The organism is Flagellimonas olearia, assembly GCF_009184425.1.
Taxonomy (GTDB): Bacteria; Bacteroidota; Bacteroidia; order Flavobacteriales; family Flavobacteriaceae; genus Flagellimonas; species Flagellimonas olearia.
In genome coordinates, this window is sequence record NZ_WELG01000002.1 from 123075 (window position 1) to 146089 (window position 23015).

The 23015-nt window shown below is 45.2% G+C and carries 20 protein-coding genes; 12 read left to right on the forward strand and 8 right to left on the reverse strand.

Annotation, left to right across the window (positions count from 1 at the left end; translation table 11 throughout):
- Positions 1-40 precede the first annotated feature (40 nt).
- From miaB to groL, 7 genes are all read left to right on the forward strand, one after another.
- A complete protein-coding gene (miaB, locus tag F8C76_RS09915; RefSeq protein ID WP_152131598.1) occupies positions 41-1504 on the forward strand; it encodes a tRNA (N6-isopentenyl adenosine(37)-C2)-methylthiotransferase MiaB in 1464 nt (487 codons plus the stop codon).
- Between the two features lie 3 nt (positions 1505-1507).
- Entirely contained in the window at positions 1508-2779 is a 1272-nt protein-coding gene (locus F8C76_RS09920) for a sigma-54 interaction domain-containing protein (RefSeq protein ID WP_152131599.1), read from the forward strand.
- Positions 2779-3306: an LptE family protein gene (locus tag F8C76_RS09925; RefSeq protein WP_129653470.1), complete on the forward strand. Its 528-nt coding sequence runs from the start codon at positions 2779-2781 to the stop codon at positions 3304-3306. The genes F8C76_RS09920 and F8C76_RS09925 overlap by 1 nt, the downstream gene beginning before the upstream one ends.
- Before the next feature lie 5 nt (positions 3307-3311).
- On the forward strand, positions 3312-4208 hold the full coding sequence (locus tag F8C76_RS09930; RefSeq protein WP_152131600.1) for a DUF8458 domain-containing protein: 897 nt from the start codon (positions 3312-3314) through the stop codon (positions 4206-4208).
- Between the two features lie 6 nt (positions 4209-4214).
- Positions 4215-4583, forward strand: a complete 369-nt coding sequence (gene secG / locus F8C76_RS09935) for a preprotein translocase subunit SecG (RefSeq protein WP_129653472.1) — start codon at positions 4215-4217, stop codon at positions 4581-4583.
- Between the two features lie 144 nt (positions 4584-4727).
- Entirely contained in the window at positions 4728-5006 is a 279-nt protein-coding gene (locus F8C76_RS09940; RefSeq protein WP_116216218.1) for a co-chaperone GroES, read from the forward strand.
- A gap of 21 nt (positions 5007-5027) precedes the next feature.
- Positions 5028-6659 carry a chaperonin GroEL gene (gene groL / locus F8C76_RS09945; RefSeq protein ID WP_129653473.1) on the forward strand — a complete coding sequence of 544 codons (1632 nt, stop codon included), beginning with the start codon at positions 5028-5030 and terminating at the stop codon, positions 6657-6659.
- Between the two features lie 300 nt (positions 6660-6959).
- On the opposite strand, the gene F8C76_RS09950 is transcribed toward groL, so the two are convergent.
- The 8 genes from F8C76_RS09950 to F8C76_RS09985 form a co-directional block, all read right to left on the reverse strand.
- Entirely contained in the window at positions 6960-8696 is a 1737-nt protein-coding gene (locus F8C76_RS09950; RefSeq protein ID WP_152131601.1) for an efflux RND transporter periplasmic adaptor subunit, read from the reverse strand.
- A 1-nt stretch (position 8697) separates the two neighbouring features.
- Positions 8698-9408 carry a PepSY domain-containing protein gene (locus tag F8C76_RS09955; protein WP_152131602.1) on the reverse strand — a complete coding sequence of 237 codons (711 nt, stop codon included), beginning with the start codon at positions 9406-9408 and terminating at the stop codon, positions 8698-8700.
- Positions 9409-9411: 3 nt separating this feature from the next.
- Positions 9412-11907 carry a heavy metal translocating P-type ATPase gene (locus tag F8C76_RS09960; RefSeq protein WP_152131603.1) on the reverse strand — a complete coding sequence of 832 codons (2496 nt, stop codon included), beginning with the start codon at positions 11905-11907 and terminating at the stop codon, positions 9412-9414.
- A 67-nt stretch (positions 11908-11974) separates the two neighbouring features.
- Positions 11975-12526 (reverse strand): helix-turn-helix domain-containing protein, encoded by a 552-nt coding sequence (locus tag F8C76_RS09965; protein WP_152131604.1) that lies wholly within the window; start codon positions 12524-12526, stop codon positions 11975-11977.
- Positions 12527-12561: 35 nt separating this feature from the next.
- A complete protein-coding gene (locus F8C76_RS09970; RefSeq protein WP_152131605.1) occupies positions 12562-12897 on the reverse strand; it encodes a heavy metal-binding domain-containing protein in 336 nt (111 codons plus the stop codon).
- A 16-nt stretch (positions 12898-12913) separates the two neighbouring features.
- Positions 12914-14134 carry a TolC family protein gene (locus F8C76_RS09975; RefSeq protein WP_152131606.1) on the reverse strand — a complete coding sequence of 407 codons (1221 nt, stop codon included), beginning with the start codon at positions 14132-14134 and terminating at the stop codon, positions 12914-12916.
- Positions 14131-17868: an efflux RND transporter permease subunit gene (locus tag F8C76_RS09980; RefSeq protein ID WP_152131607.1), complete on the reverse strand. Its 3738-nt coding sequence runs from the start codon at positions 17866-17868 to the stop codon at positions 14131-14133. The genes F8C76_RS09975 and F8C76_RS09980 overlap by 4 nt, the downstream gene beginning before the upstream one ends.
- Positions 17869-17961: 93 nt before the next feature.
- Entirely contained in the window at positions 17962-18324 is a 363-nt protein-coding gene (locus F8C76_RS09985) for an HYC_CC_PP family protein (RefSeq protein ID WP_249042395.1), read from the reverse strand.
- 154 nt (positions 18325-18478) lie between these two features.
- On the opposite strand from F8C76_RS09985, the gene F8C76_RS09990 reads away from it, so the two are divergent.
- The 5 genes from F8C76_RS09990 (at position 18479) to F8C76_RS10010 (ending at position 23015) form a co-directional block, all read left to right on the forward strand.
- The gene (locus tag F8C76_RS09990) at positions 18479-18931 is read left to right on the forward strand and encodes an XrtF-associated fRMsr-like GAF protein (RefSeq protein WP_152131609.1); all 453 of its coding nucleotides are present in this window, start codon (positions 18479-18481) and stop codon (positions 18929-18931) included.
- A 90-nt stretch (positions 18932-19021) separates the two neighbouring features.
- Entirely contained in the window at positions 19022-20554 is a 1533-nt protein-coding gene (gene purH, locus F8C76_RS09995) for a bifunctional phosphoribosylaminoimidazolecarboxamide formyltransferase/IMP cyclohydrolase (RefSeq protein ID WP_152131610.1), read from the forward strand.
- Between the two features lie 55 nt (positions 20555-20609).
- The gene (locus tag F8C76_RS10000) at positions 20610-21638 is read left to right on the forward strand and encodes a rod shape-determining protein (RefSeq protein WP_116216229.1); all 1029 of its coding nucleotides are present in this window, start codon (positions 20610-20612) and stop codon (positions 21636-21638) included.
- 62 nt (positions 21639-21700) lie between these two features.
- Positions 21701-22516, forward strand: coding sequence for a rod shape-determining protein MreC (gene mreC / locus F8C76_RS10005; protein ID WP_152131611.1), 816 nt, complete (start codon positions 21701-21703; stop codon positions 22514-22516).
- A complete protein-coding gene (locus tag F8C76_RS10010; protein WP_152131612.1) occupies positions 22509-23015 on the forward strand; it encodes a rod shape-determining protein MreD in 507 nt (168 codons plus the stop codon). The genes mreC and F8C76_RS10010 overlap by 8 nt, the downstream gene beginning before the upstream one ends.

The window sequence follows — 23015 nt, forward strand, 5'->3', positions numbered from 1 at the left end:
AAATGGAATAAGCACTATCTTTGCAGCCCATTGTAGCTATATGATCAAGGACGAAAGCGTAGAGAAAATTATAGACGAAAGCCAGCAGGGAAGCACCTTGGCTCTAGAGAACAACGAAAAGAACTCCCGTAAACTTTATATAGAAAGTTATGGGTGCCAGATGAACTTTTCGGATAGTGAAATCGTGGCCTCTATTTTGGCCAAGGAAGGTTTCAATACCACCCAGAAGCTTGAGGAAGCCGACTTGGTACTCGTTAACACCTGTTCCATCCGTGAAAAGGCAGAGCAGACCGTGCGCAAAAGACTGGAAAAGTTCAATGCCGTAAAAAGGACCAACCCCGGAATGAAAGTAGGGGTTTTGGGCTGTATGGCCGAACGTTTGAAAAGCAAATTCCTTGAAGAGGAAAAAATTGTGGATATGGTAGTGGGACCCGATGCCTACAAGGATCTTCCCAACCTTATCCAAGAAATTGACGAAGGCCGCAATGCGGTAAACGTTATCCTATCCAAGGATGAAACCTATGGCGATGTGGCGCCGGTCCGTTTGAACTCCAATGGTATCAGCGCCTTTGTATCCATTACCCGAGGCTGCGACAATATGTGCACCTTCTGTGTGGTTCCGTTTACCCGAGGACGGGAACGTAGTCGTGACCCCCAGTCCATTTTGGAAGAAGTGAACGATCTTTGGGAAAGAGGCTTTAGGGAAATTACCCTTTTGGGCCAAAATGTGGACAGCTACCTTTGGTATGGTGGCGGACTCAAAAAAGATTTTGATAAGGCTTCCGAGATGCAGAAGGCCACTTCAGTGAATTTTGCCAAACTTTTGGAGCTTGTAGCCTTGGCCCAACCTAAAATGCGCATCCGTTTTTCCACATCCAATCCGCAGGACATGACCTTGGATGTGATCGAGGCCATGGCCAAATATGAAAATATCTGCAAGTATATCCATCTACCTGTACAGAGTGGCAGCAACCGCATTTTAAAGGAGATGAACCGCCTGCATACCCGGGAGGAATATTTTGAGCTTATTGACAATATTAAAAATATCATCCCCGATTGTGCCATTAGTCAGGATATGATCACCGGTTTCCCAACAGAGACCGAAGCGGACCATCAAGATACCTTGAGCCTCATGGAGTATGTGAAATATGACTTTGGGTTCATGTTTGCCTATTCTGAAAGGCCCGGAACCTTGGCCGAAAGAAAGATGGAGGACGATATTCCTGAAGCCGTCAAGAAAAGACGCCTTACGGAAATCATCGAAATACAACAAAAACACAGTCTGTACCGCACCCAGCAACATGTGGGCAAAATAGAGGAAGTCCTTATTGAAGGGCCCTCCAAAAAATCCGATGCCCACTGGATGGGCCGGAATTCGCAAAATACGGTGGTGGTCTTTCCAAAGGAAAACTATCAGGTGGGTGAGTTTGTGAACGTAAAAATCAATGATTGTACCTCTGCCACTCTCATCGGCGAGGCTTTGGAATACTCAAAGAACAACTAATATATGGAGAATGTTCAATCCATTAAACAACGGTTTGAGCTCATTGGCAATGATGTCAAGCTCAACCGTGCCATAGAAAAGGCCATCCAAGTAGCCCCCACGGACATCTCGGTTTTGGTGACCGGCGAAAGTGGGGTGGGAAAAGAGGCCATTCCCAAGATCATCCATTCCCTATCGCACCGCAAACACGCCAAATATATTGCCGTAAACTGTGGGGCCATTCCGGAAGGGACCATAGACAGTGAATTGTTTGGCCACGAGAAAGGGGCCTTTACCGGAGCCACCCAGACCCGAAGCGGATATTTTGAGGTAGCCGATGGTGGAACCATTTTCTTGGACGAGGTGGGTGAACTTCCCCTTACCACCCAGGTGCGGTTGCTCCGTGTTTTGGAAAATGGTGAGTTTTTAAAAGTAGGATCTTCCCAAGTCCAAAAAACGGATGTTAGAATTGTGGCCGCTACCAACATCAATATGTTCGAGGCCATTAAAAAGGAAAAGTTCCGGGAAGACCTTTATTACAGGTTGAGCACCGTGGAAATTGGTATCCCTCCCCTTCGGGAACGCAGGGACGATATCCATTTGTTGTTCAGGAAGTTTGCTTCGGATTTTGGACAGAAGTACAAAATGCCCACCATCCGACTGGAGGATGATGCGGTTCAATTATTATTGAAATACCGTTGGCCGGGCAACATTAGGCAATTGCGGAACATAGCGGAACAGATTTCGGTGCTTGAGGAAGACAGGAACATTTCTGCGGCAACCTTGAACAGCTATCTGCCCAATTCAACTGGATCCAATCTACCGGCAGTGGTAGGGCAGACCAAAAAGGAAAGCGACTTCAGCAACGAGCGGGAAATCTTGTACAAGGTCTTGTTCGATATGAAAAGTGACCTCAACGATTTAAAAAAATTGACCTTGGAACTGTTGAAGAACGACAATTCCGAAAAGGTACAGGAGGAAAATGAGACCTTGATCCGTAAAATTTACGGAGGCAAGGAAGAAGAGTTTGAGCAGGAAGAAGAGTCCATGGCCGAGGTACTGCACTTGCCGGAACCCGTAGTGGAAAACCCGGTGGTCGTGTCCCAGCCCCAAGAAGACCGGTACCATTTTGCCGAGGAGATCCAAGAGGAAGAAACCCTATCTTTACAGGAAAAGGAAATAGAGCTGATCAAAAAATCCTTGGAACGCAATCGAGGAAAACGCAAGGCCGCCGCAACCGAATTGGGCATTTCGGAACGGACTTTGTATCGAAAAATAAAACAATACGATCTGTAATGGGATTTATGAAAAAAAATGGTTTTAAAGTTGGGCTTTTAGGGTTGATCATCAGCTTTTATAGTTGTGGGGCCTATAATTTTTCAGGAGCGGATATAGGAACGGCCACCAGTTTTCAAGTCAATTTTTTCCAGAATTATGCCGACCAAAGCCCTGGTTCTACCATTGTGCCCGGTTTGGATCGCGATTTTACCTTGGCTCTACAGGACATGATCAACAACCTCACAAGTCTATCGCTCACGGGAAGCAATGGAGATTTATTATACGAAGGTGAAATTGTGGAATACAAGGTCATTCCCATGACGGCAACCTCGGACCAAAGAACGGCTCAAAACCGATTGACCATGAGCGTGAATGTTCGGTTTTACAATACCACAAAGGATGACTCAGATTTTGAACGACGATTTTCCTTTTTCTATGATTTTGATGCAGCGGCTTCTTTGACGTCAATCCAAGCAGCAGCGCACGAGGAAATTTTTGAACGCCTTACCCAGGACATTTTCAACGCGTCCTTAGGAAATTGGTAATGACTATGAACGTATCGGATTTTATACATATTCTTCAAAAATCGAACACGATCCTGTCCCCAAAGCAGACCAGGGAGCTGGAAGACATTATTGAGGAGTATCCCTATTTTCAAGCCGCACGGGCACTGCACTTGAAGGGGCTTAAAAATCTGGACAGCTACAAATACAATGGGGCCCTAAAAGTGGCCGCGGCCCATACGGCGGACCGTGAGGTGTTGTTCGATTACATTACATCCCAAGAATTTGTACAGAACAATATTGCCGACACCATTGCCGGAAGAGGAAGTAAACTGGAAGATCAAAATGCCGTTTCAGAGGAAATTGAACCCAGTGAGACCGTAAAAGCCATGCTGGTGGATGCCGAAGAAGTGGCTTTGCCCCAAAACCTTCAGGATGCCGAACAAATATTGAATCCGGCCCTGTTCAAATCCAAAACCCCCGAAGATTCCGTTTCAGAGGAAAACAAAGAGGAAGAACCCACTCCAGAAGCCGAACTGCAATTGGGCAAGCCCATTCCCTTTACCAAAAAAGAAAAGCATTCCTTTACCGAATGGCTCAAACTCACTTCCAAACATGAAGCGGAGGAGCCCCAAGAGACACAGGAGGTCATGGAGGAGTTGGAGAAAAAGAAAAAATTTGAGCTCTTGGACAAGTTTATCGAAAACAATCCCAAAATTGTCCCTACAGAAAATGCCAATGCCAAGGTGAACATCAAGGAGTCCACCAAGTTCGATAAAAACGAGCTTATGACAGAGACCTTGGCCAAGGTCTATCTGGAACAAAAGAAGTACAAAAAGGCCATTCAGTCCTTTAAAATATTGAGTTTGAAATATCCAGAAAAAAGTGGTTTCTTTGCAGACCAAATTCGGGCGGTGAAGAAGCTGCAGAAAGAAAAAGAATAATATACAATGAGCACGTTTTCCATTTTTTTGATATTGATCATTATCGTGTGCCTTTTGTTGGTCTTGGTCATCATGGTCCAAAACCCTAAAGGTGGTGGGTTGTCCTCCTCTTTTGGAGGTGGCGGAAACCAAGTTGTTGGTGGTGTAAAAAAGACAGGGGACTTTTTGGATAAAAGTACTTGGACTTTGGCCACTTTGTTGATTGTTTTGATTTTGCTTTCCAACGTTTCCCTAAAGGGAAGCTACAGCCAAGCAGATTCCAAATTATTGCAAGGTGATGGTACGGAAACAGCTGTTCCGGAAGCGCTTCCTGAAGAAGTTCCAGAGCAGGTTCCTGCGGCAGATACCACAAATCCCGCTGACACGATCAACTAAGAACAATGACAACAGATACAAAAATGCCAGCTTGAATGACAAGCTGGCATTTTTGTTTTCCATAATGTCAGTTTTTGGGCAATGGCATAATTTCTGCCCCAATATTTCGAGAATTTTAAAAACAAATACCTAAAAAGTAAAAATATGGCTAAAGTAAGCATCAAACCATTGGCGGATCGGGTCTTGATCGAGCCTCTTCAGGCTGAGACCAAAACTGCCTCCGGTATCATCATCCCGGACAATGCAAAGGAAAAACCCCAAAAAGGCAATGTAGTTGCCGTTGGACCTGGTACCAAGGATGAAAAAGTGACCGTAAAGGTTGGAGATACCGTACTCTATGGAAAATATGCCGGAACCGAACTTAAATTGGACGGAACGGATTATTTGATCATGCGCGAGAGTGATATTTTGGCAATTGTTTAATTAAAAATCAACTAAAAAGAAATGGCAAAAGACATTAAGTTTGATATAGATGCACGGGACGGCCTGAAACGAGGCGTTGATAAATTGGCCGAAGCCGTAAAAGTAACCTTGGGTCCCAAGGGAAGAAACGTGATCATCAGTAAATCCTTTGGCGCTCCCCAAGTGACCAAGGATGGTGTATCCGTTGCAAAAGAAATTGAATTGGAGGATGCCCTAGAAGATATGGGTGCCCAAATGGTGAAGGAAGTTGCTTCCAAAACCAATGACCAAGCCGGTGATGGTACCACTACCGCAACTGTTTTGGCACAAGCAATTGTAAAAGAAGGTTTGAAAAACGTTGCTGCAGGTGCCAATCCCATGGATTTGAAACGCGGTATTGACAAAGCTGTTGAAGCTTTGGTGGCCGATTTGGAAAAACAAGCCAAAAAAGTAGGTAGCGATACAGACAAAATAAAGCAGGTTGCCGCTATTTCTTCCAACAATGACGACACCATTGGTGACCTTATCGCCACTGCCTTTGAAAAAGTAGGTAAAGAAGGTGTCATCACCGTAGAAGAAGCCAAAGGTACCGATACTTACGTAGATGTTGTGGAAGGAATGCAGTTCGACAGAGGATATCTTTCTCCTTACTTCGTGACCGACACTGACAAAATGATTGCCGATTTGGAGAGTCCTTACATTCTTCTTTTCGATAAAAAAATCTCCAACCTACAGGAAATCCTTCCTATTCTTGAGCCCGTTGCGCAGTCAGGAAGACCGTTGTTGATCATCGCAGAGGATGTTGAAGGACAAGCTTTGGCCACTTTGGTAGTGAACAAATTGAGAGGTGGTCTTAAAATTGCCGCTGTGAAGGCTCCCGGATTCGGGGACAGAAGAAAAGCCATGTTGGAAGACATCGCTATCTTGACCGGAGGTACCGTTATCTCTGAAGAAAGAGGTTTCTCTTTGGAAAATGCTTCTTTGGATATGTTGGGTACTGCCGAGACCGTAACCATCGATAAGGACAATACCACTATCGTAAACGGTTCAGGAAAAGCGACTGACATCAAAGCCAGAGTAAACCAGATCAAGGCTCAAATCGAGACTACAACCTCAGATTACGACAAGGAAAAATTGCAAGAGCGTTTGGCCAAATTGGCTGGTGGTGTTGCGGTATTGTACGTAGGTGCTGCCTCTGAAGTGGAAATGAAAGAGAAGAAAGACCGTGTGGACGATGCTTTGCATGCTACCCGCGCCGCTGTGGAAGAAGGCATTGTTGCCGGAGGTGGTGTTGCTTTGGTTCGCGCCAAGAAAGTCCTTGAGAAATTGGAAACCGAATCTTTGGATGAAACCACTGGGGTTCAGATCGTGGCCAAGGCCATTGAAGCTCCATTGCGTACCATCGTTGAAAACGCTGGAGGCGAAGGCTCTGTTGTAATCTCCAAGGTTTTGGAAGGTAAGAAGGACTTTGGTTACGATGCCAAGGCCGATCAATATGTTGACATGTTGAAAGCTGGAATCATCGATCCCAAGAAAGTGACCCGTATCGCTTTGGAAAATGCCGCTTCGGTTGCAGGTATGATCTTGACCACTGAGTGCGCATTGACCGACATCAAGGAAGATACTCCTGCCGGACCTCCAATGGGTGGTGGCGGAATGCCAGGAATGATGTAATATCCTTTCGGGATTTAAAATAGGAACGCCCTGATGAAAATCAGGGCGTTTTCTTTTTTTCAGTTATGGCCCTTTGGGCCAAAAAACCACAAGTTACTTCTTCTTACCAGTAGCTTGGGTAGTCTTCTTGGCATTGCTTTTTACAGCTTTGGCAGGAGATGACTTTCCAGTTGACTTCGCTTGTTTCATGAGTCAATAAATTAAAAACTGAAGTAAATGTATATCAGTTTTCAATTCAATGATTTTTATTGGCTAAATATTAACTAAACTGGAAATAAAATATTTTTTATAGTTTGATTATCAGTTTATTACACCCACTACACTTCCGCATTTCAACATGGCTTCACCGTAATAGGGATTTTTGATTTCGGCATCTAAACTCAGCCAATTTGCCCCGTTGTTTTGATTGGCCATGGGACATTGTTGTACATATAGTTTTACATTCAACCCTTGCATTTGTTGCCCAACTTGAATCATATTTTGGGAAAGAAGAACAAATTCATCCCGTTGACCTTCCAAATCTCTTTTTGAAGCCATATCCTTAAATTGTATGGCCAATTGTGACATATGGCTCTTCCCCATACCATCCATTGGCAAGCCCGAAATGGTTGAGGCCATGCCCGCTCCTTTCTGGGCAAGTTTCTGGGTCTGCACCGGATCCGAAGCAACCAGAGCATCTTTTAACTCTAAATATACCTCTAGCAAATCTCCAAACGTATTTTGTGCCTCTTCGGAAAACTCCATTTTCATACCACCTCCCATGCTTGAATGATGATCTTGGTTCATTCCCATAGTTTTTCCCTCTTGGTTCATCATGGATTTTTTCCCTTGGAGCTGTGCAGCCGCATCCACGGTGAAGGCTCCCTTGACGACAACCTCCTCCCCTGAACTCAATCCAGCAGCTATCACATAATTGCCATTGACCAAATTTCCCAAGGTCACTTCGCGCATCTCAAAAATCCCTTCTTCGGAATTTGGCTTTATATAAACCACCGAACGTTCTCCGGTCCAAAGAACCGCGCTTTCCGGAACGGTAAGGGCTTCCGTTTTGGTATTATTCTCCAATTGGATTTCGGCCGTAACAAACATCCCTGGCTTCAGCAACCCTTTTCTGTTATCCAAATTCGCACGCACCTCAAGGGTCCTGGTGGAACTGTTCAACAAGGGATCCACAAAGGAAATCTTCGCATTAAAAGCTTCATTGGGGTACGACTTTGTCCGCACCGCAAGGCTTTGTCCTTTCTTAAGAAGTGACAATTGGTTCTCGTAGGCATCGAAAACGGCCCAAACCGAATTTAAGTTGGCCACTTTCACCAAAGGTGAGCCGGTGCTTACATAATCCCCTTCTTCGACCATGATTTCCGAAACCACTCCCGAAACATTGGCATATACCGGGAAATTTTCACGAACCTTTCCTGAGTTTTCAATTTCATTGATTTGATTTTCAGAAAGTTTCCAAAAGGCAAGCTTGTTTCGAACCGCGGCATAAAGCGCCGGTTGGGAAGCCTTCAAATTGGCCGCCGTAATCAATTCTTGTTGTGCAGCGACCAGCTCGGGAGAGTAAATAGTGGCCAGTTGTTGCCCCTTTCTCACCTCTTCGCCTTCAAAATTGATGTTGAGCCTTTCCATCCTCCCATTGAAGTAGGCAGATTGCACGGCATCCGCTTCTTGGTTGATAGCCACTTTTCCAGAGAGTTTCACACTGCCTTCCCCTGTCATCCCAGCCCCCACGGTCACGGTTTCCACACCAGCGAGCGCCATGGCATTATTGGACATTCTTATCTGTCCCATGGCGAGACCTTCACCTGAAGAGCTTGCCGGAATCAAATCCATACCACAGATAGGACAATCGCCAGGTTCCGGCTGCATGATCTGGGGATGCATGGAACAGGTCCACATTTGACCGGATGTCATTTCCTCGCTATGATCATGTCCATCGGCAGAACCTTCATCGCTAGCGTTTGAACCAAAAATCAGATATCCTAAAAGAAGTCCAACCACGGCTGCAACTGCAACAAATACACTATTCTTTTTCATGCTATTTATTTTTTTGTTTAACCACTTTTCGAACGGATGGGGAAGACGTGAACCAAAGTAAGAAACCACTCAATACCGTAATCAGTCCCAATAAAGAAAACCCCCTGAGCAACAGGGTATTAAAATCATCCCGACCTTGATAGTCCATGGTATGTGTCATCCATAAAAAATCAAACCAACGCCAATCCCTGTGCCGTACCGTTTGAAATGCCCCATTGTTGAGGGCCACATAAGCCTTTAATTCTTCAGAAGTCCCATACGAAATTTCATAAGCGGGCAAGGGTCTTCCTCGATACTCATGATGCGGCCCCACTTCATTGATCTGGACAATGGAACTGACCTTAAGGTCAGGGCGCATATGATCGGCCGCCACTTGTAAGGCCTCTTCTTCACTTACACTTTTCTTTTGTTCCCCGGTTTTGGCATTGAACAACTGTGCCCCATTGATCCAATAATAGGGTTGACCAGCAATCTCCAAAAGCTCCATGGATGCAATCCCGTTGACACCGTTTAGGCTATCCGTTCCCAAAAGATTGGAAAAAGATGTGATCTTGGGCGGCATTTGTTTGAAATGATCTCCATGGATTTCATCAATATCCGTCCAACTGAAATACATCCCACTGATCGTCCACATGAGGAATTGGATCCCCAAAAAGATACCCAAGTACCTGTGGGTCTTTCGAATTTTGATTGCTGTTTGTCGTTTTACCATTATTTAGTCGATTGATTTAGTTCGAAGTCTGAGTGCATTGGCAATGACCGATACGGAGCTAAAGCTCATGGCCAAGGCCGCTATCATGGGAGAGAGTAACAATCCAAAAAAAGGATAGAGCACTCCCGCAGCGATAGGAACCCCCAAGGTGTTATATACCAAGGCAAAGAACAGGTTTTGCTTGATATTGCCCATGACGGCACCACTCAGGTTGAATGCCTTGACAATACCATGCAAATCTCCTTTTACCAAGGTAATAGAGGCACTTTCCATAGCCACATCGGTACCTGTTCCCATGGCAATCCCAACATCACTTTTGGCCAATGCAGGAGCATCATTGATACCATCTCCGGCCATGGCCACCACCTTACCTTGGGATTGGAGTTCCGATACTTTTTTAAGTTTATCCTCGGGCAGCATACCCGCTTCAAAGTCGGACAAATGAAGTTCATTGGCCACGGCTTGGGCGGTATCCCGGTTGTCTCCCGTAAGCATGATCACACTCACCCCTTTATCCTGCAACGCCTTGATGGCCTTTGCACTGGTTTTCTTGATGCGATCGCCAATGACCACATAACACGCTGATTTTCCATCGATGGCCAAATAGGAAACGGTCTTTCCTTGCTGTTGATAGGTTTTTACCTCAGCTTCCATCTTTTCAGACACCTCTATGTCCATTTGCTGCATCATCTTACGGTTGCCCAAAGCGGTCTTCTTTCCATTTACGGTTCCTTGGACCCCTTTTCCGGTGACGGCTTCAAATCCATCAGCCTTTAAAAAATCAACTTTCTCTTCCCTTCCATAATTCACAGTAGCCTGTGCCAAGGGATGCTCGCTAAGGTTGTTCAAGGAAACCATGTATTGCAGAACCGTGTTCTCATCATTGTCGCCGAATGTTCCTACTTTTTCAACGGTGGGTTTCCCTTCGGTAATGGTACCGGTCTTGTCCACAATAAGCGTATCCACCTTGCTCATTTTTTCCAATGCTTCGGCATTTTTGATCAGCACCCCATGTTGGGCCCCTTTACCCACCCCTACCATAACGGACATGGGTGTGGCCAATCCAAGGGCACAGGGACAGGCAATGATCAATACGGCGATGGCATTGACCAACGCATATACATAGGCGGGCTCTGGTCCCCAAATGGCCCAAACACCAAATGTGACCACGGCTATGGCCACCACAATGGGCACAAAATATCCAGATACGGTATCTACCAATTTCTGGATAGGCGCCCTACTGCGACTGGCATCGTTCACCATTTTAATGATTTGGGACAATAGGGTGTCCGACCCCACTTTTTCGGTTTTCATTAAGAATGATGTGTTCCCGTTGATGGTACCACTGCTTACCTTATCTCCTTTTTCCTTGTTCACAGGAATGGGTTCACCCGTGATCATGGACTCGTCTATGGCCGTCTGACCTTCCATCACCATACCATCCACAGGAATCTTTTCACCGGGCTTTACCCTCAAAATATCCCCTAACTGAATGTCATCAATATGAACTTCCTCCTCTTCCCCGTTCACTACCCTGACCGCTTTGTTCGGGGCGAGCTTCAATAGTTCCTTTACGGCGGAATTGGTCTTACTATGGGCCCTAGCTTCCAATACCTGACCCAAAAGCACCAAGGTGAGAATTACTGTTGCAGCCTCAAAATAGACGTGTACCGTACCAGCTTCTGTTTTGAACTGTTCCGGGAAGAAATCCGGAAAAAGCATCCCAAAAACACTGAAAGTCCAAGCCACACCGGCACCAATACCTATGAGGGTGAACATGTTCAGGTTCCAGGTTTTGATACTTCTATAGGCCCGTTCAAAAAACATCCAAGTGGCGTAAAAGACCACGGGCAGGGACAGCGCAAACTGCACCCAGTTCCAATATTTTTGTGATAAAATGGTGTATAATGGATTGTTGGGCACCATTTCACTCATGGCGATCAAAAAAATAGGCAAGGTAAATGCCAAGGCCAGCCAGAATTTTTTGATCAATTTTTTATACGTTTTCTCCTCTGCTGAAAGATCTGGCTTTTTGGGGACCAAATCCATCCCACAGATAGGGCAGCTACCGGGTTCGTCCCGAACAATTTCCGGGTGCATGGGGCAGGTCCATTGTTCTGAGGAGGAAGCGGACAAATTCTGTTCCTCTACCAAATCCATTCCACAGACCGGACAATCACCAGGCTGGTCATAAGTTTTGTCCCCTTCGCAATGCATGGGGCAGTAAAAGACCCCTGTTCCATTTTTCACTGCGGGTTTTTCTTTTGGTTGGGGTGGATGGTGATGACCGGGCATATGGATACTGTACCTTCCCCCATCCTTTTCCAAGGCTTGTTGAAACCGTTCCAAGGGAATATGTTCCTTCATGGTAATAATGGCTTCGGCCTTTTCCAAATTGACCTCAGCGGAAATCACCCCGTCAACCTCGGAAAGGGTTTTTTCCACATGGCCCCTACATCCGTTGCAGGTCATTCCGTGTATGTGATAGGTGTGCTTCATTGTTTTTGTTTTTATGTCGAAACTACCGCATCCTCCGGTCAACTACTTTTACAATTTTGGTTAATTGTTATACAATTTGGTCCCAAGCCTTTCTGTCCCACTGCTGAAGTTTTTGATATTCCCCCATGGACATTCCGGTGATGGCCTTGAACTGCTTGGCCAAATGACTACCACTGGCATAGTTTAAATCATAGGCAATCTCCGAAAAGGTTTTGTTTCCCATTTGGATCTGTTCCTTGGCCTTTTCAATTTTGAGCCTGATGAAAAACTTTTCAATGGTCATCCCCTCGGTGGCGCTGAAAAGTTTGCTTAGCACCGAATATTCCTTTTTCATTTTGTCGGACAGATACTCCGAGAGATTCCGGTCCACCCCATGATTCAAAGCCATGAGTACATGCTTTTTGATTTCAGCAATGCGGGTGTCGTTTGGATTCTCGATCAGCTCAAACCCATTGCTGACCAAAATCTCCCGAATATCGTCCATGCGATGCGATGCATCATCCAAGAACTGGATTTCACCCAAATCCATTTTCACCACGACAATGTCCGCCTTTTGAAACTCGTCTTTCAAAACGCTCTTGCAGCGGTCGCACACCATATTTTTGACTTTAATGATCATACTCGATGTTAGTGGGTGGGTAAAGTTCTCGAAGCTTAATTATGGGTATGCCCGTCCTTCATGTGCTCCGTATTCAAAACATAGGTCATCCCACAAACCGGGCATTTCCCTTCTGTATCACTGCCACTGCCTTCGCAGTGCATAGGACATACATACGTGGATGTATACTCCTTGCCTTGCATATCCTTGGTTTCCATATCACCCATGTTATGATTTTCATGGTTCATGTTGTCCATATCATGCCCTTCATGCTCCATGGTCGCTTCGGTGGAAGTTTCCTTTGCCTCCTCTGTTTTTCCTTTACAAGATATGGTCAATACCAATGCTGATGCAAATGCGATTCCGATAATTGTTCTGATGTTTGTTCTCATTTTTATTGAAATTAAATTACTTGTTGATTACATAATTGATCAAGGCAGATTGCACATAGTACATCTGCACAGATTGTATTTGATTGAGTTGAAATTTTAATTGCAACTCTTGAATGTCCAGTACATCATTGAAATCAATGGTGCCTGTTTCATAATTTTTGATGAGGATTTCCTCGGCATCCTTGGCCTGATCCAGATTTTTAGCCTGGATGGTATAGGCAATCCGGGCCTCGTTGCGTTGCGAAAGTGCTTTGGCGAAAGTATTTTCCAATACATTCAACCGTTCTTGTTTTTGCAGCTCGATCTCTTGCTGACGCATTTGGTTTTGTTTGGTCACAGACTTGAACTTATTGTTGAAAATGGGAATGGAAAGGGTGACCATGGGCATTACAATGTCCTTGCCATTGTCGTTAAAGCTCATATCGGGCCGTTCCGAAACGGTTACATAGTCCAATCCAAATCCGAGACTTGGGGCATTCTCCTTTTGGTTGAGCAGTTCGGATTGCACCACGGATTCGTACAATTGGTCGTACTTGAGGAGTTCCGGGTTCAGGGTCAATGCTTCCTTTTCAAGAATGGGGTCTTCCTCCGGAATACCCATTTCATCTACCACCTCAATCGAAATGCTCTCATCCCGATTCAATAGGTTATTGAACACGGCCTGTTCCGCTAGGTATTGTTGCTGCAATACTTCTTTTTGTTGTTGAAGTTCGTTCTGTCTGATCTGGAGTTTAAGCACATCCACTGCCGAAGCCTTTCCCACTTCCACTGAGGTAAGGGCCAAGCGTTCATAGGTTTTGAGCAAAGCGATATTCTCATCGAGCTTACCTTGTGTTGCTTGCAGCGCATACAATCGGTAATAGGATTGGGCTACGGACAATGCCAATTTGCGTTTGGCTATGACAATTTCCACATACTCGGCCTCGGCCATGGAACTGGCGTAGTTTTCACGGGCCGTAATGGTTCCAAACCAGGGCAGCATCTGTGATACTGAAAATTTGGCCCGCTGTGGACCGGTCCGTGTTTCAGGTTCGCTCACAAAATAACCCGCACCTATGGTCGTGTTGGGTAAGGTGTTCACCTCTTCCACCTTTTCCTTGGCGATGTTGTACCGAAGTTCCAAAGCCTGGATCAATGGATTGTTCTGCTCCGCTTCCTGAAGATACAGTTCCAATGTCTGGGCATTCATTCCAACTGTCAACAGGGTAAATGCCATAAAAATGAGATTCTTTTTCATCGATTTTGCATTTTAAGTTGCCACTCGCTTTTCCAACTGAACAATACAGGCACCACAAACAGGGTGATCAAGGCGATCAGCATTCCCCCAAAACTGGGAATGGCCATGGGAATCATAATATCACTTCCCCTGCCAGTACTGGTCAACACGGGCAAAAGGGCCAAAATGGTGGTCGCCGTGGTCATCAAACAAGGTCTAATACGCTTCTCCCCCGCTTCCAAAACTGATTCCCTGATGGCTTCCAACGAGGTAGGGGCATTTTTCCGAAAGGTCTGCGTTAAATAGGTGGCCATGACCACTCCGTCATCCGTGGCAATTCCGAAAAGGGCAATGAACCCTACCCAGACCGCAACACTCAGATTAATGGGATGCATTTGGAATAGGTCCCGTAGATTTTCGCCAAAAAAACTGAAGTTCAAGAACCAATCCTGCCCATACAACCATATCATTAAAAACCCTCCCGCAAAGGCCACAGCAATACCCGTGAACACCATCAAGGAAGTGGCTACGGACCGAAACTGAAAATATAGGATGAGGAAAATGATCAATAGCGCCAAGGGCACCACTACGGACAATGTCTTTTCCGCCCGGAGTTGGTTTTCATAGGTCCCCGTGAACTGATAGCTGATTCCTTTGGGTACTACCAACGCACCGCTATCAATTTTTTCCAAGATCTTGGCTTGGGCATTTTCCACCACATCCACTTCCGCAAAACCATCCAACTTATCAAAAAGCACATAGCCCACCAAAAAGGTATCTTCACTTTTAATGACCTGCGGACCTTGTTCGTATTTGATGGTGACCAATTCGCTCAACGGAACGGGATTGCCCTTTTCAACCGGTACATAAATATTGCCGATATCCGTTGGGTTTTCCCTGAGTTCCCGGGGATAGCGCACCCGAACCCCATAGCGTTCCCTTCCTTCGACGGTCTGGGTCAAGGTCATACCTCCAATGGCCACTTCCAAGATTTGTTGTACATCTTCAATGACCACACCGTATCGCACCAATTTTTCACGGTCAATATCGATCAGCAAATAGGGTTTGCCCACAATACGATCGGCGAAGACAGCCTCGTCCTTCACCCCATCAGCTTCTTTGAGGATGGACTCCAGCTGCATCCCAAAGGCTTCGATTTCCTTTAAATCCTGCCCCTTGACCTTGATTCCCATGGGAGCGCGCATCCCGGTCTGAAGCATCACCAAACGGGTTTCAATGGGTTGTAATTTGGGAGCCGAAGTAATTCCGGGCAATCGGGTCACCTTCACAATTTCATCCCAAATATCATCCGGGCTTTTGATCTCTGGACGCCAATTCCTAAAATATTCCCCATCCGAATCTGGAGTCAACAGCTTTCTGTCAATCCGCAATGGTTCGCTTACATGTGAGCTTGCGTAGTTGGTCTCATTCTGAACTTCAAGATTGGGATTGGCGGCCACTTTTCCGTTCTTCAACACAAAATACCCATCTTCATTTACCTTAAAACGTTGTGGTGATCCTGATTCATTTTTCTCGTATTCAGAGCGGTATTGGATCACATTTTCATACATGGAGAGGGGGGCGGGGTCCAAGGCCGATTCGGTCCTTCCCGATTTCCCCACTACGGTTTCAATTTCCGGGATGGTGGCCACGGCCATATCCAACTGCTGCAATACTCTTTTGTTTTCCTCTACCCCGGCATGTGGGAGCGACGTGGGCATCAACAAAAATGAGCCTTCGTTAAGGGAGGGCATAAACTCTTGACCTGTGTTACGCATGATTAAAAACCCAAAGACCACAATCACCGTGGGAATTGAAAGAAACAGTAGTTTGTTCTCCAAAGCCCATAACAAAATCCGATGGTAATATTTTCGGAACAGATAGAACACTCCCAACAATACCCCACAAATCAACCCCACAAAAAATAGGTTAATGGCTATACTCCTATCAAAACCAAGGGGTCGCCAATAGGTCGCCAATAAAAACAGAATGGTAGTGATGCAAATGACCACATTGAGCCACGTAACCTCTTTTTCAGATACCAACTCTTTCAACCTTAAAATGCCCAAAACCCCGAAAGCCACCAAGGTCAGGCCAAGCCATTGTCCAAAAACGATGACCGTCAATCCCAATGCCACAAGTACTCCGTTCCAAATGTATTTTAGGAGAGGCCCTTGCGATTTTCTTTTGAAAATGATGGCCGCAAACGGCGGAATGAGGAACAGGGCCACAATTACCGAAGCGGTCAAGGCCATGGTCTTGGTAAATGCCAATGGGCGGAACAGCTTCCCTTCTGCCCCTACCATGGTAAATACCGGGATAAAACTGATGATTGTGGTCAGCACGGCAGTTAATATGGCCCCAGAAACTTCTGATGTGGCGTTGTAGACCACATTGTTTATGGGTAGATTTTGGGTGTTTTCATCCCGATGCCGGATAATGTTTTCGGAAAGGATTACACCAACATCCACCATGGTACCAATGGCGATGGCAATTCCGGAAAGGGCCACAATATTGGCATCCACCCCGAACAGTTTCATGGAAATGAAGACCATGAGCACGGCCACTGGGAGCAATCCCGATATCAATAACGAAGCCCTCAGGTTGAAGACCATTACCACAATCACCAAAATGGTGATCAGTATTTCCAAGGTCAATGCTTCATTTAAAGTGCCCAAGGTTTCTTGGATGAGTTCCGTGCGGTCATAAAATGGAACGATGGTCAACTGCGATGTAGTACCGTCCTTTAATTCCTTGGACGGCAATCCGGCACTGAGCTCTTTAATTTTTTCCTTTACATTGTTGATCACCTCCAAGGGATTGGCCCCATATCGTGCCACAACGGCCCCACCGACCACCTCGGCACCTTCCTTGTCCAAAATACCCCTTCGAACCGCCGGTCCCAAGGAAACATGGGCCACATCCTGTACTCTTATGGAGGTATAATCCGTTGAAGCGACCACAGCATTTTTAATATCTTCCAAGGATTTGATGTACCCCAGTCCACGGACCAAATATTCTGCCTTGTTAATTTCCAAGGTCTGTGCCCCAATATCCCTATTGCTCTGCTTTATGGCCTTCACCACTTGATCCAATCCAATCTTGTACTGTTTGAGCAATTCTGGATCTACATCAATTTGGTATTCTTGTACAAAACCACCAATGGAGGCGACTTCTGAAACTCCACTGGCCGATGACAGGGCATACTTTACATAGTAATCTTGAACGCTCCGCAGTTCCTGTAAATCCCATCCACCAGTAACATTACCTTCTTCATCGCGCCCTTCCAACGTGTACCAAAAAATCTGCCCCAAGGCAGTGGCATCCGGGCCCAATGCCGGATTTACCCCACTGGGCAAAAGATTATTGGGCAGAGAATTCAGTTTTTCCAGAATACGGCTCCGGCTCCAATAAAATTCCACATCTTCCTCAAAAATGATGTAGATACTGGACAGTCCGAACATGGACGAACTCCGTATGGTCTTTACTCCCGGGATACCCAACAACGAAGTGGTCAACGGATAGGTGACCTGATCTTCCATGTCTTGAGGTGACCTTCCGGGCCACTGGGTAAACACAATCTGTTGGTTTTCCCCAATATCAGGGATGGCATCCACCGCAACGGGGTTTTTGGGCAAAAAGCCAGTATCCCAGTCAAATGGAACGTTCACCGTACCCCATCCTACAAATAGGACTAGGAGTAAAACGGCCACTAATTTGTTCTCTATGAGAAATTTGATGCTCTTGTTCAGCATAAAGGTTTGATTTAAACAATTGGATCAAGAAAAAAGTGCATAAAAGGGCACGCCCAACCACAAGGGGCCGGGTACAATCAACCAACGTTAAAATCAAATAAGGAAAGTCTGATGCAGCACTTGAACGTCCTGTATCAGTGGGGGTGGAGCATAGTCCCTAAAGGCACTGACCTCCTCCACATTGTTTTCGAAAAGGTAAAAATACGAATGGACGAAGCTTGCTAAAAACAACTGTTGTCCAACACTAAAATCATCAAAAGAGATTTTTAGGTCATCCTGACCTTGAACGGTGAAGGACTCATCATCACAACAAGATTTTTCCATCTCCATGTCCATACCACAATCATCCGCATGGGCAAAAAAGGAAATATCCTGAACCTTACCCATACAAATATGCTTGTCCACGGTCCAAGAAACCGTTGAGGCCAAGACCAAGAGGGCCATTACAGACGACATGATTTGATGAAAAACCTGTTTCATTTCCCTACAAAACTACAAAATTTAGCGATTTATTGTTTTGTTTAACAGAAGTTTAAAAATACGGCCCCGTAAGTTTGTTGCTTTATATCGAACAAATCCCCTATTCCATACCTTTGCAAAAAATAGATGTATGTTGGCAACCCTTCAACCCAAAGTACTTTCCATCATAACGGATGATTCGAAAACCGTGGACACCCGTTTGGGTGAAATCTGTGAACTATTACGCAGCGAAGTATCCTATTACGATTGGGTGGGGTTTTACTTCAGAAACGGCAACAAGGAAGAGCTGAAATTAGGACCCTATGCCGGTGCACCCACGGACCATACCATTATCCCTTTTGGCAAGGGCATTTGCGGACAGGTGGCGGTGAGCAACCAGAATTTTGTGGTCCCCGATGTGGCTGCGCAGGACAACTACATTGCCTGTAGCATTACCGTTAAAGCGGAAATTGTGGTCCCCTTGTTCGTGAATGGGGAAAATGTGGGACAAATCGATATCGACTCCAATACCCCCGACCCCTTTTCCGAAGAGGATGAGCGGTTTTTGGAATTCATCAACAAAAAAGTGGCCGGAATTCTGTAAAACTCCTCCATTTTGTTGATAACCCATTCTACTTTTTAGCAACAAAACAAGTACTTTTGTGGGCTTAAGAAATTGATTTTTAAGATACCCATGAAGACTGCCAAAAAAGCCTCCGCTGCACTGATTTCCGTATTCCATAAAGATGGTTTGGAGCCCATCGTAAAAAAATTGGATGAACTCGGCGTAACCCTCTATTCCACAGGAGGAACCGAAACATTTATCCGCAATCTCGGTATCGATGTGGTACCTGTGGAAGATGTTACCAGCTATCCTTCCATTCTAGGTGGACGGGTGAAGACGTTGCACCCCAAAGTATTCGGCGGCATTTTAAATAGGCAGGACAACGAAAGCGATGTGGCCCAAATGCAGGAGTTTGACATTCCCCAATTGGACATCGTCATCGTGGACCTCTACCCTTTTGAAAAAACCGTGGCCAGTGGCGCTTCGGAACAAGATATTATCGAGAAAATCGATATCGGTGGTATTTCCCTAATCAGGGCCGCTGCCAAAAATTTCAAGGATGTACTCTGTGTTTCCTCCATGGAGGATTACGAAGACTTCCTCAACGTCATTTCCGAAGGAAACGGCACCACTACTATGGAAGACCGGAAGCGATTTGCCGCCAAGGCATTCAACGTTTCCTCGCATTATGACACGGCCATTTTCAACTATTTCAATGCGGAAAAAGAAGAGACCGTACTTAAAATCAGTGAAACCAAAGGACAAGTGTTGCGTTATGGCGAAAACCCCCACCAAAAAGGATTCTTCTTTGGGGATTTTAATGCCATGTTCACCAAACTGCACGGCAAGGAGCTTTCCTATAACAATTTGTTGGATGTGGATGCCGCGGTGAACCTGATGGGGGAATTTGTAAACGACGATCCAACTTTCGCCATTTTAAAACACAACAATGCCTGTGGTCTTGCCACCCGAAGCACCATCAAACAAGCTTATGTGGATGCCTTGGCCGGTGACCCGGTATCTGCTTTTGGCGGGATTTTGATTTCCAACGTTGAAATTGATGCTGAAACCGCAGCGGAGATCCACAACCTGTTCTGCGAAGTAGTCATTGCACCTAGCTATTCCGATGAAGCCCTGGAAACCCTAAAAGGAAAAAAGAACCGTATCATCCTTGTTCAAAACCAAGTAAACCTACCTGAGACTTTGGTCCGCACTTGTTTGAACGGATTCTTGGTTCAGGACAAAGATTCCAAAACCGATGCCAAAGAGGACTTGAATCCTGTTACAGATAAAAAACCGACTTCAGAGGAAATCGAAGATTTGATTTTCGCTTCCAAATTGTGCAAGCACACCAAGAGCAACACCATTGTTTTGGCCAAGAACAAACAACTGTGTGCCAGTGGAACAGGTCAGACTTCACGTGTGGACGCTTTGAACCAAGCCATCCATAAAGCAGGGTCGTTCAATTTCGATTTAAATGGCGCCGTAATGGCCAGTGATGCCTTTTTCCCTTTCCCTGATTGTGTGGAGATTGCGGACAAGGCAGGTATTAAAAGTGTCATCCAACCGGGAGGGTCCATCAAAGATCAATTGAGCATTGATTATTGCAATGAAAACGGAATGGCCATGGTAATGACAGGCACACGGCATTTTAAACATTAATTTTAGTACATTAGCCGGTAATTTTTTACCGTTAATCCGAAAATAAACGCTTTTTATGGGATTTTTTGATTTCATGACCGAGGAAATTGCCATTGACCTTGGTACTGCAAATACCCTGATCATCCACTTGGATAAAGTGGTGGTGGACAGCCCTTCCATTGTGGCAAGGGATCGCGTGTCCGGAAAAATCATCGCGGTGGGGCGCGAGGCCAACATGATGCAGGGAAAGACCCATGAAAATATAAAGACCATACGGCCTTTGAAGGACGGGGTTATCGCCGACTTTGATGCTTCGGAAAAGATGATCAATATGTTCATCAAAAACATTCCGGCCCTAAAGAAAAAATGGTTTCCGCCAGCGTTGCGAATGGTCATTTGTATCCCTTCCGGAATCACCGAAGTGGAAATGCGTGCGGTCCGGGAATCTGCGGAAAGGGTAAATGGCAAGGAAGTATACCTCATCCATGAGCCCATGGCCGCAGCCATTGGTATTGGATTGGATATTATGCAGCCCAAAGGAAACATGATCGTGGACATTGGTGGGGGTACCACCGAAATCGCGGTAATTGCCTTGGGGGGTATTGTCTGTGATAAATCAGTGAAAATTGCAGGTGACGTGTTCACCAACGACATTATTTATTACATGCGTACCCAACACAACCTTTATGTAGGGGAAACTACTGCTGAAGCCATTAAAATAGAGATTGGATCGGCCACTGAGGACCTCAAATCACCTCCAGAGGATAAATCCATCCAAGGACGGGACTTGTTGACAGGGAAGCCAAAACAGGTGCAGGTGTCTTATCGTGAAATTGCCAAAGCCTTGGACAAAAGTATTCTACGGGTAGAGGATGCGGTAATGGAAACTCTTTCCCAGACCCCTCCAGAACTTGCAGCCGATATCTATAACACTGGTATTTATTTGGCTGGGGGTGGTTCCATGTTAAGAGGATTGGATAGAAGACTTTCCCAAAAAACGGACCTTCCAGTCTATATTGCAGAGGACCCCTTACGAGCTGTGGTTCGTGGAACGGGCATAGCACTGAAAAATTTGGAACGCTACAAAAGCATCCTGATCAAATAATCGGGACATAGTGGTTTTCAATTCGCTTAAGGGCGTTTAAACTCTCATAACGATACGATTGCATGCAACGGATCATCAACTTTGTTTTACGCAATAGAAATGCCTTCCTATATGGTTTTCTCCTGCTTATTTCATTGGTGATCACCATTAGATCGCATTCCTATCATCAATCCAAATTTTTTAATTCCTCCAAATGGTTGACGGGCAACGTGTATGGCTCGGCTGCTGATATTTCATCCTATTTCGGACTTCGAGAAGAGAATAATAGACTGGTCAGGGAAAACGAGCAGCTACGAAAAATGCTGTTTAATATGAAAGTTGACAGTGTACAGCCCTTGGATTCTACATTGACCGCTTACGAAGTTCTCAGTGCCCGACTGATTAAGAACAGTTTTACCTCCCCAAGAAACTATATCACCATTGATAAAGGGGAAAACCAAGGGATAAAACAGGACATGGGAGTCATCACCACCAAAGGCATTTTAGGTATTGTTGAAAACGTATCCTCAAATTTCGCCACGGTACAGAGCGTGCTCAATACCAAATCCAACATCAATGCCAAGATCAAGCACTCCGAATATTTTGGGTCATTGGTCTGGACCGCTGAGGATTATACCATTGCCCAATTGGTGGATATCCCCCGATTGGTCCCATTAGTGGTTGGCGATACCATTGTCACCGGCGGCATGTCCAGCATATTTCCGAAAAACATCCCTATTGGCACCATCAAAAAATACGATCTTAACGCGGCAGGGAGTTTTTATAATATTGATGTTGAGCTGTTCAATGATATGGCCAACATAAAGAATGTGTACCTTATAGAGAACAAAAACAAGGAAGAAATAAAAGCATTGGAGGCACGAACCTTAAATGAATAACACCGTATTTTTAAATAGTCTTCGGTTTGTACTGCTGATATTGGCGCAAGTATTGATTTTCAATGCCATGAACTTTATGGACAGCATCAATCCCTTGGTCTATGTCATTTTCTTTTATTGGTATCCCATCAAGGGAAACCGTACCTTATTCATGCTTATTTCCTTTTTACTCGGATTCATGGTGGACATTTTTTCGGACACCATGGCCCTGAATGCCATTGCTTCCTTGACCGTTGCCTATGCCAGACCCGTGATAATGCGTTTTTGTTTTGGAGTGAACTATGAGTTTCAAAATTTCAGTTTTAAAAACACCACCAAAGTCCAGCGCATCACCTTTATGGCTTTGTTGATATTGATCCATCAACTTGTTTTCTTTTCGTTGGAAATTTTAAGTTTTGCCCACATCCTTTTAATTTTGAAAAAAGTTTTTGCCACAGGTCTTGTAACTTTGGTACTATGTACGCTCTTTAGTTCTCTTTTTAGCCCAACAAGCGAATAA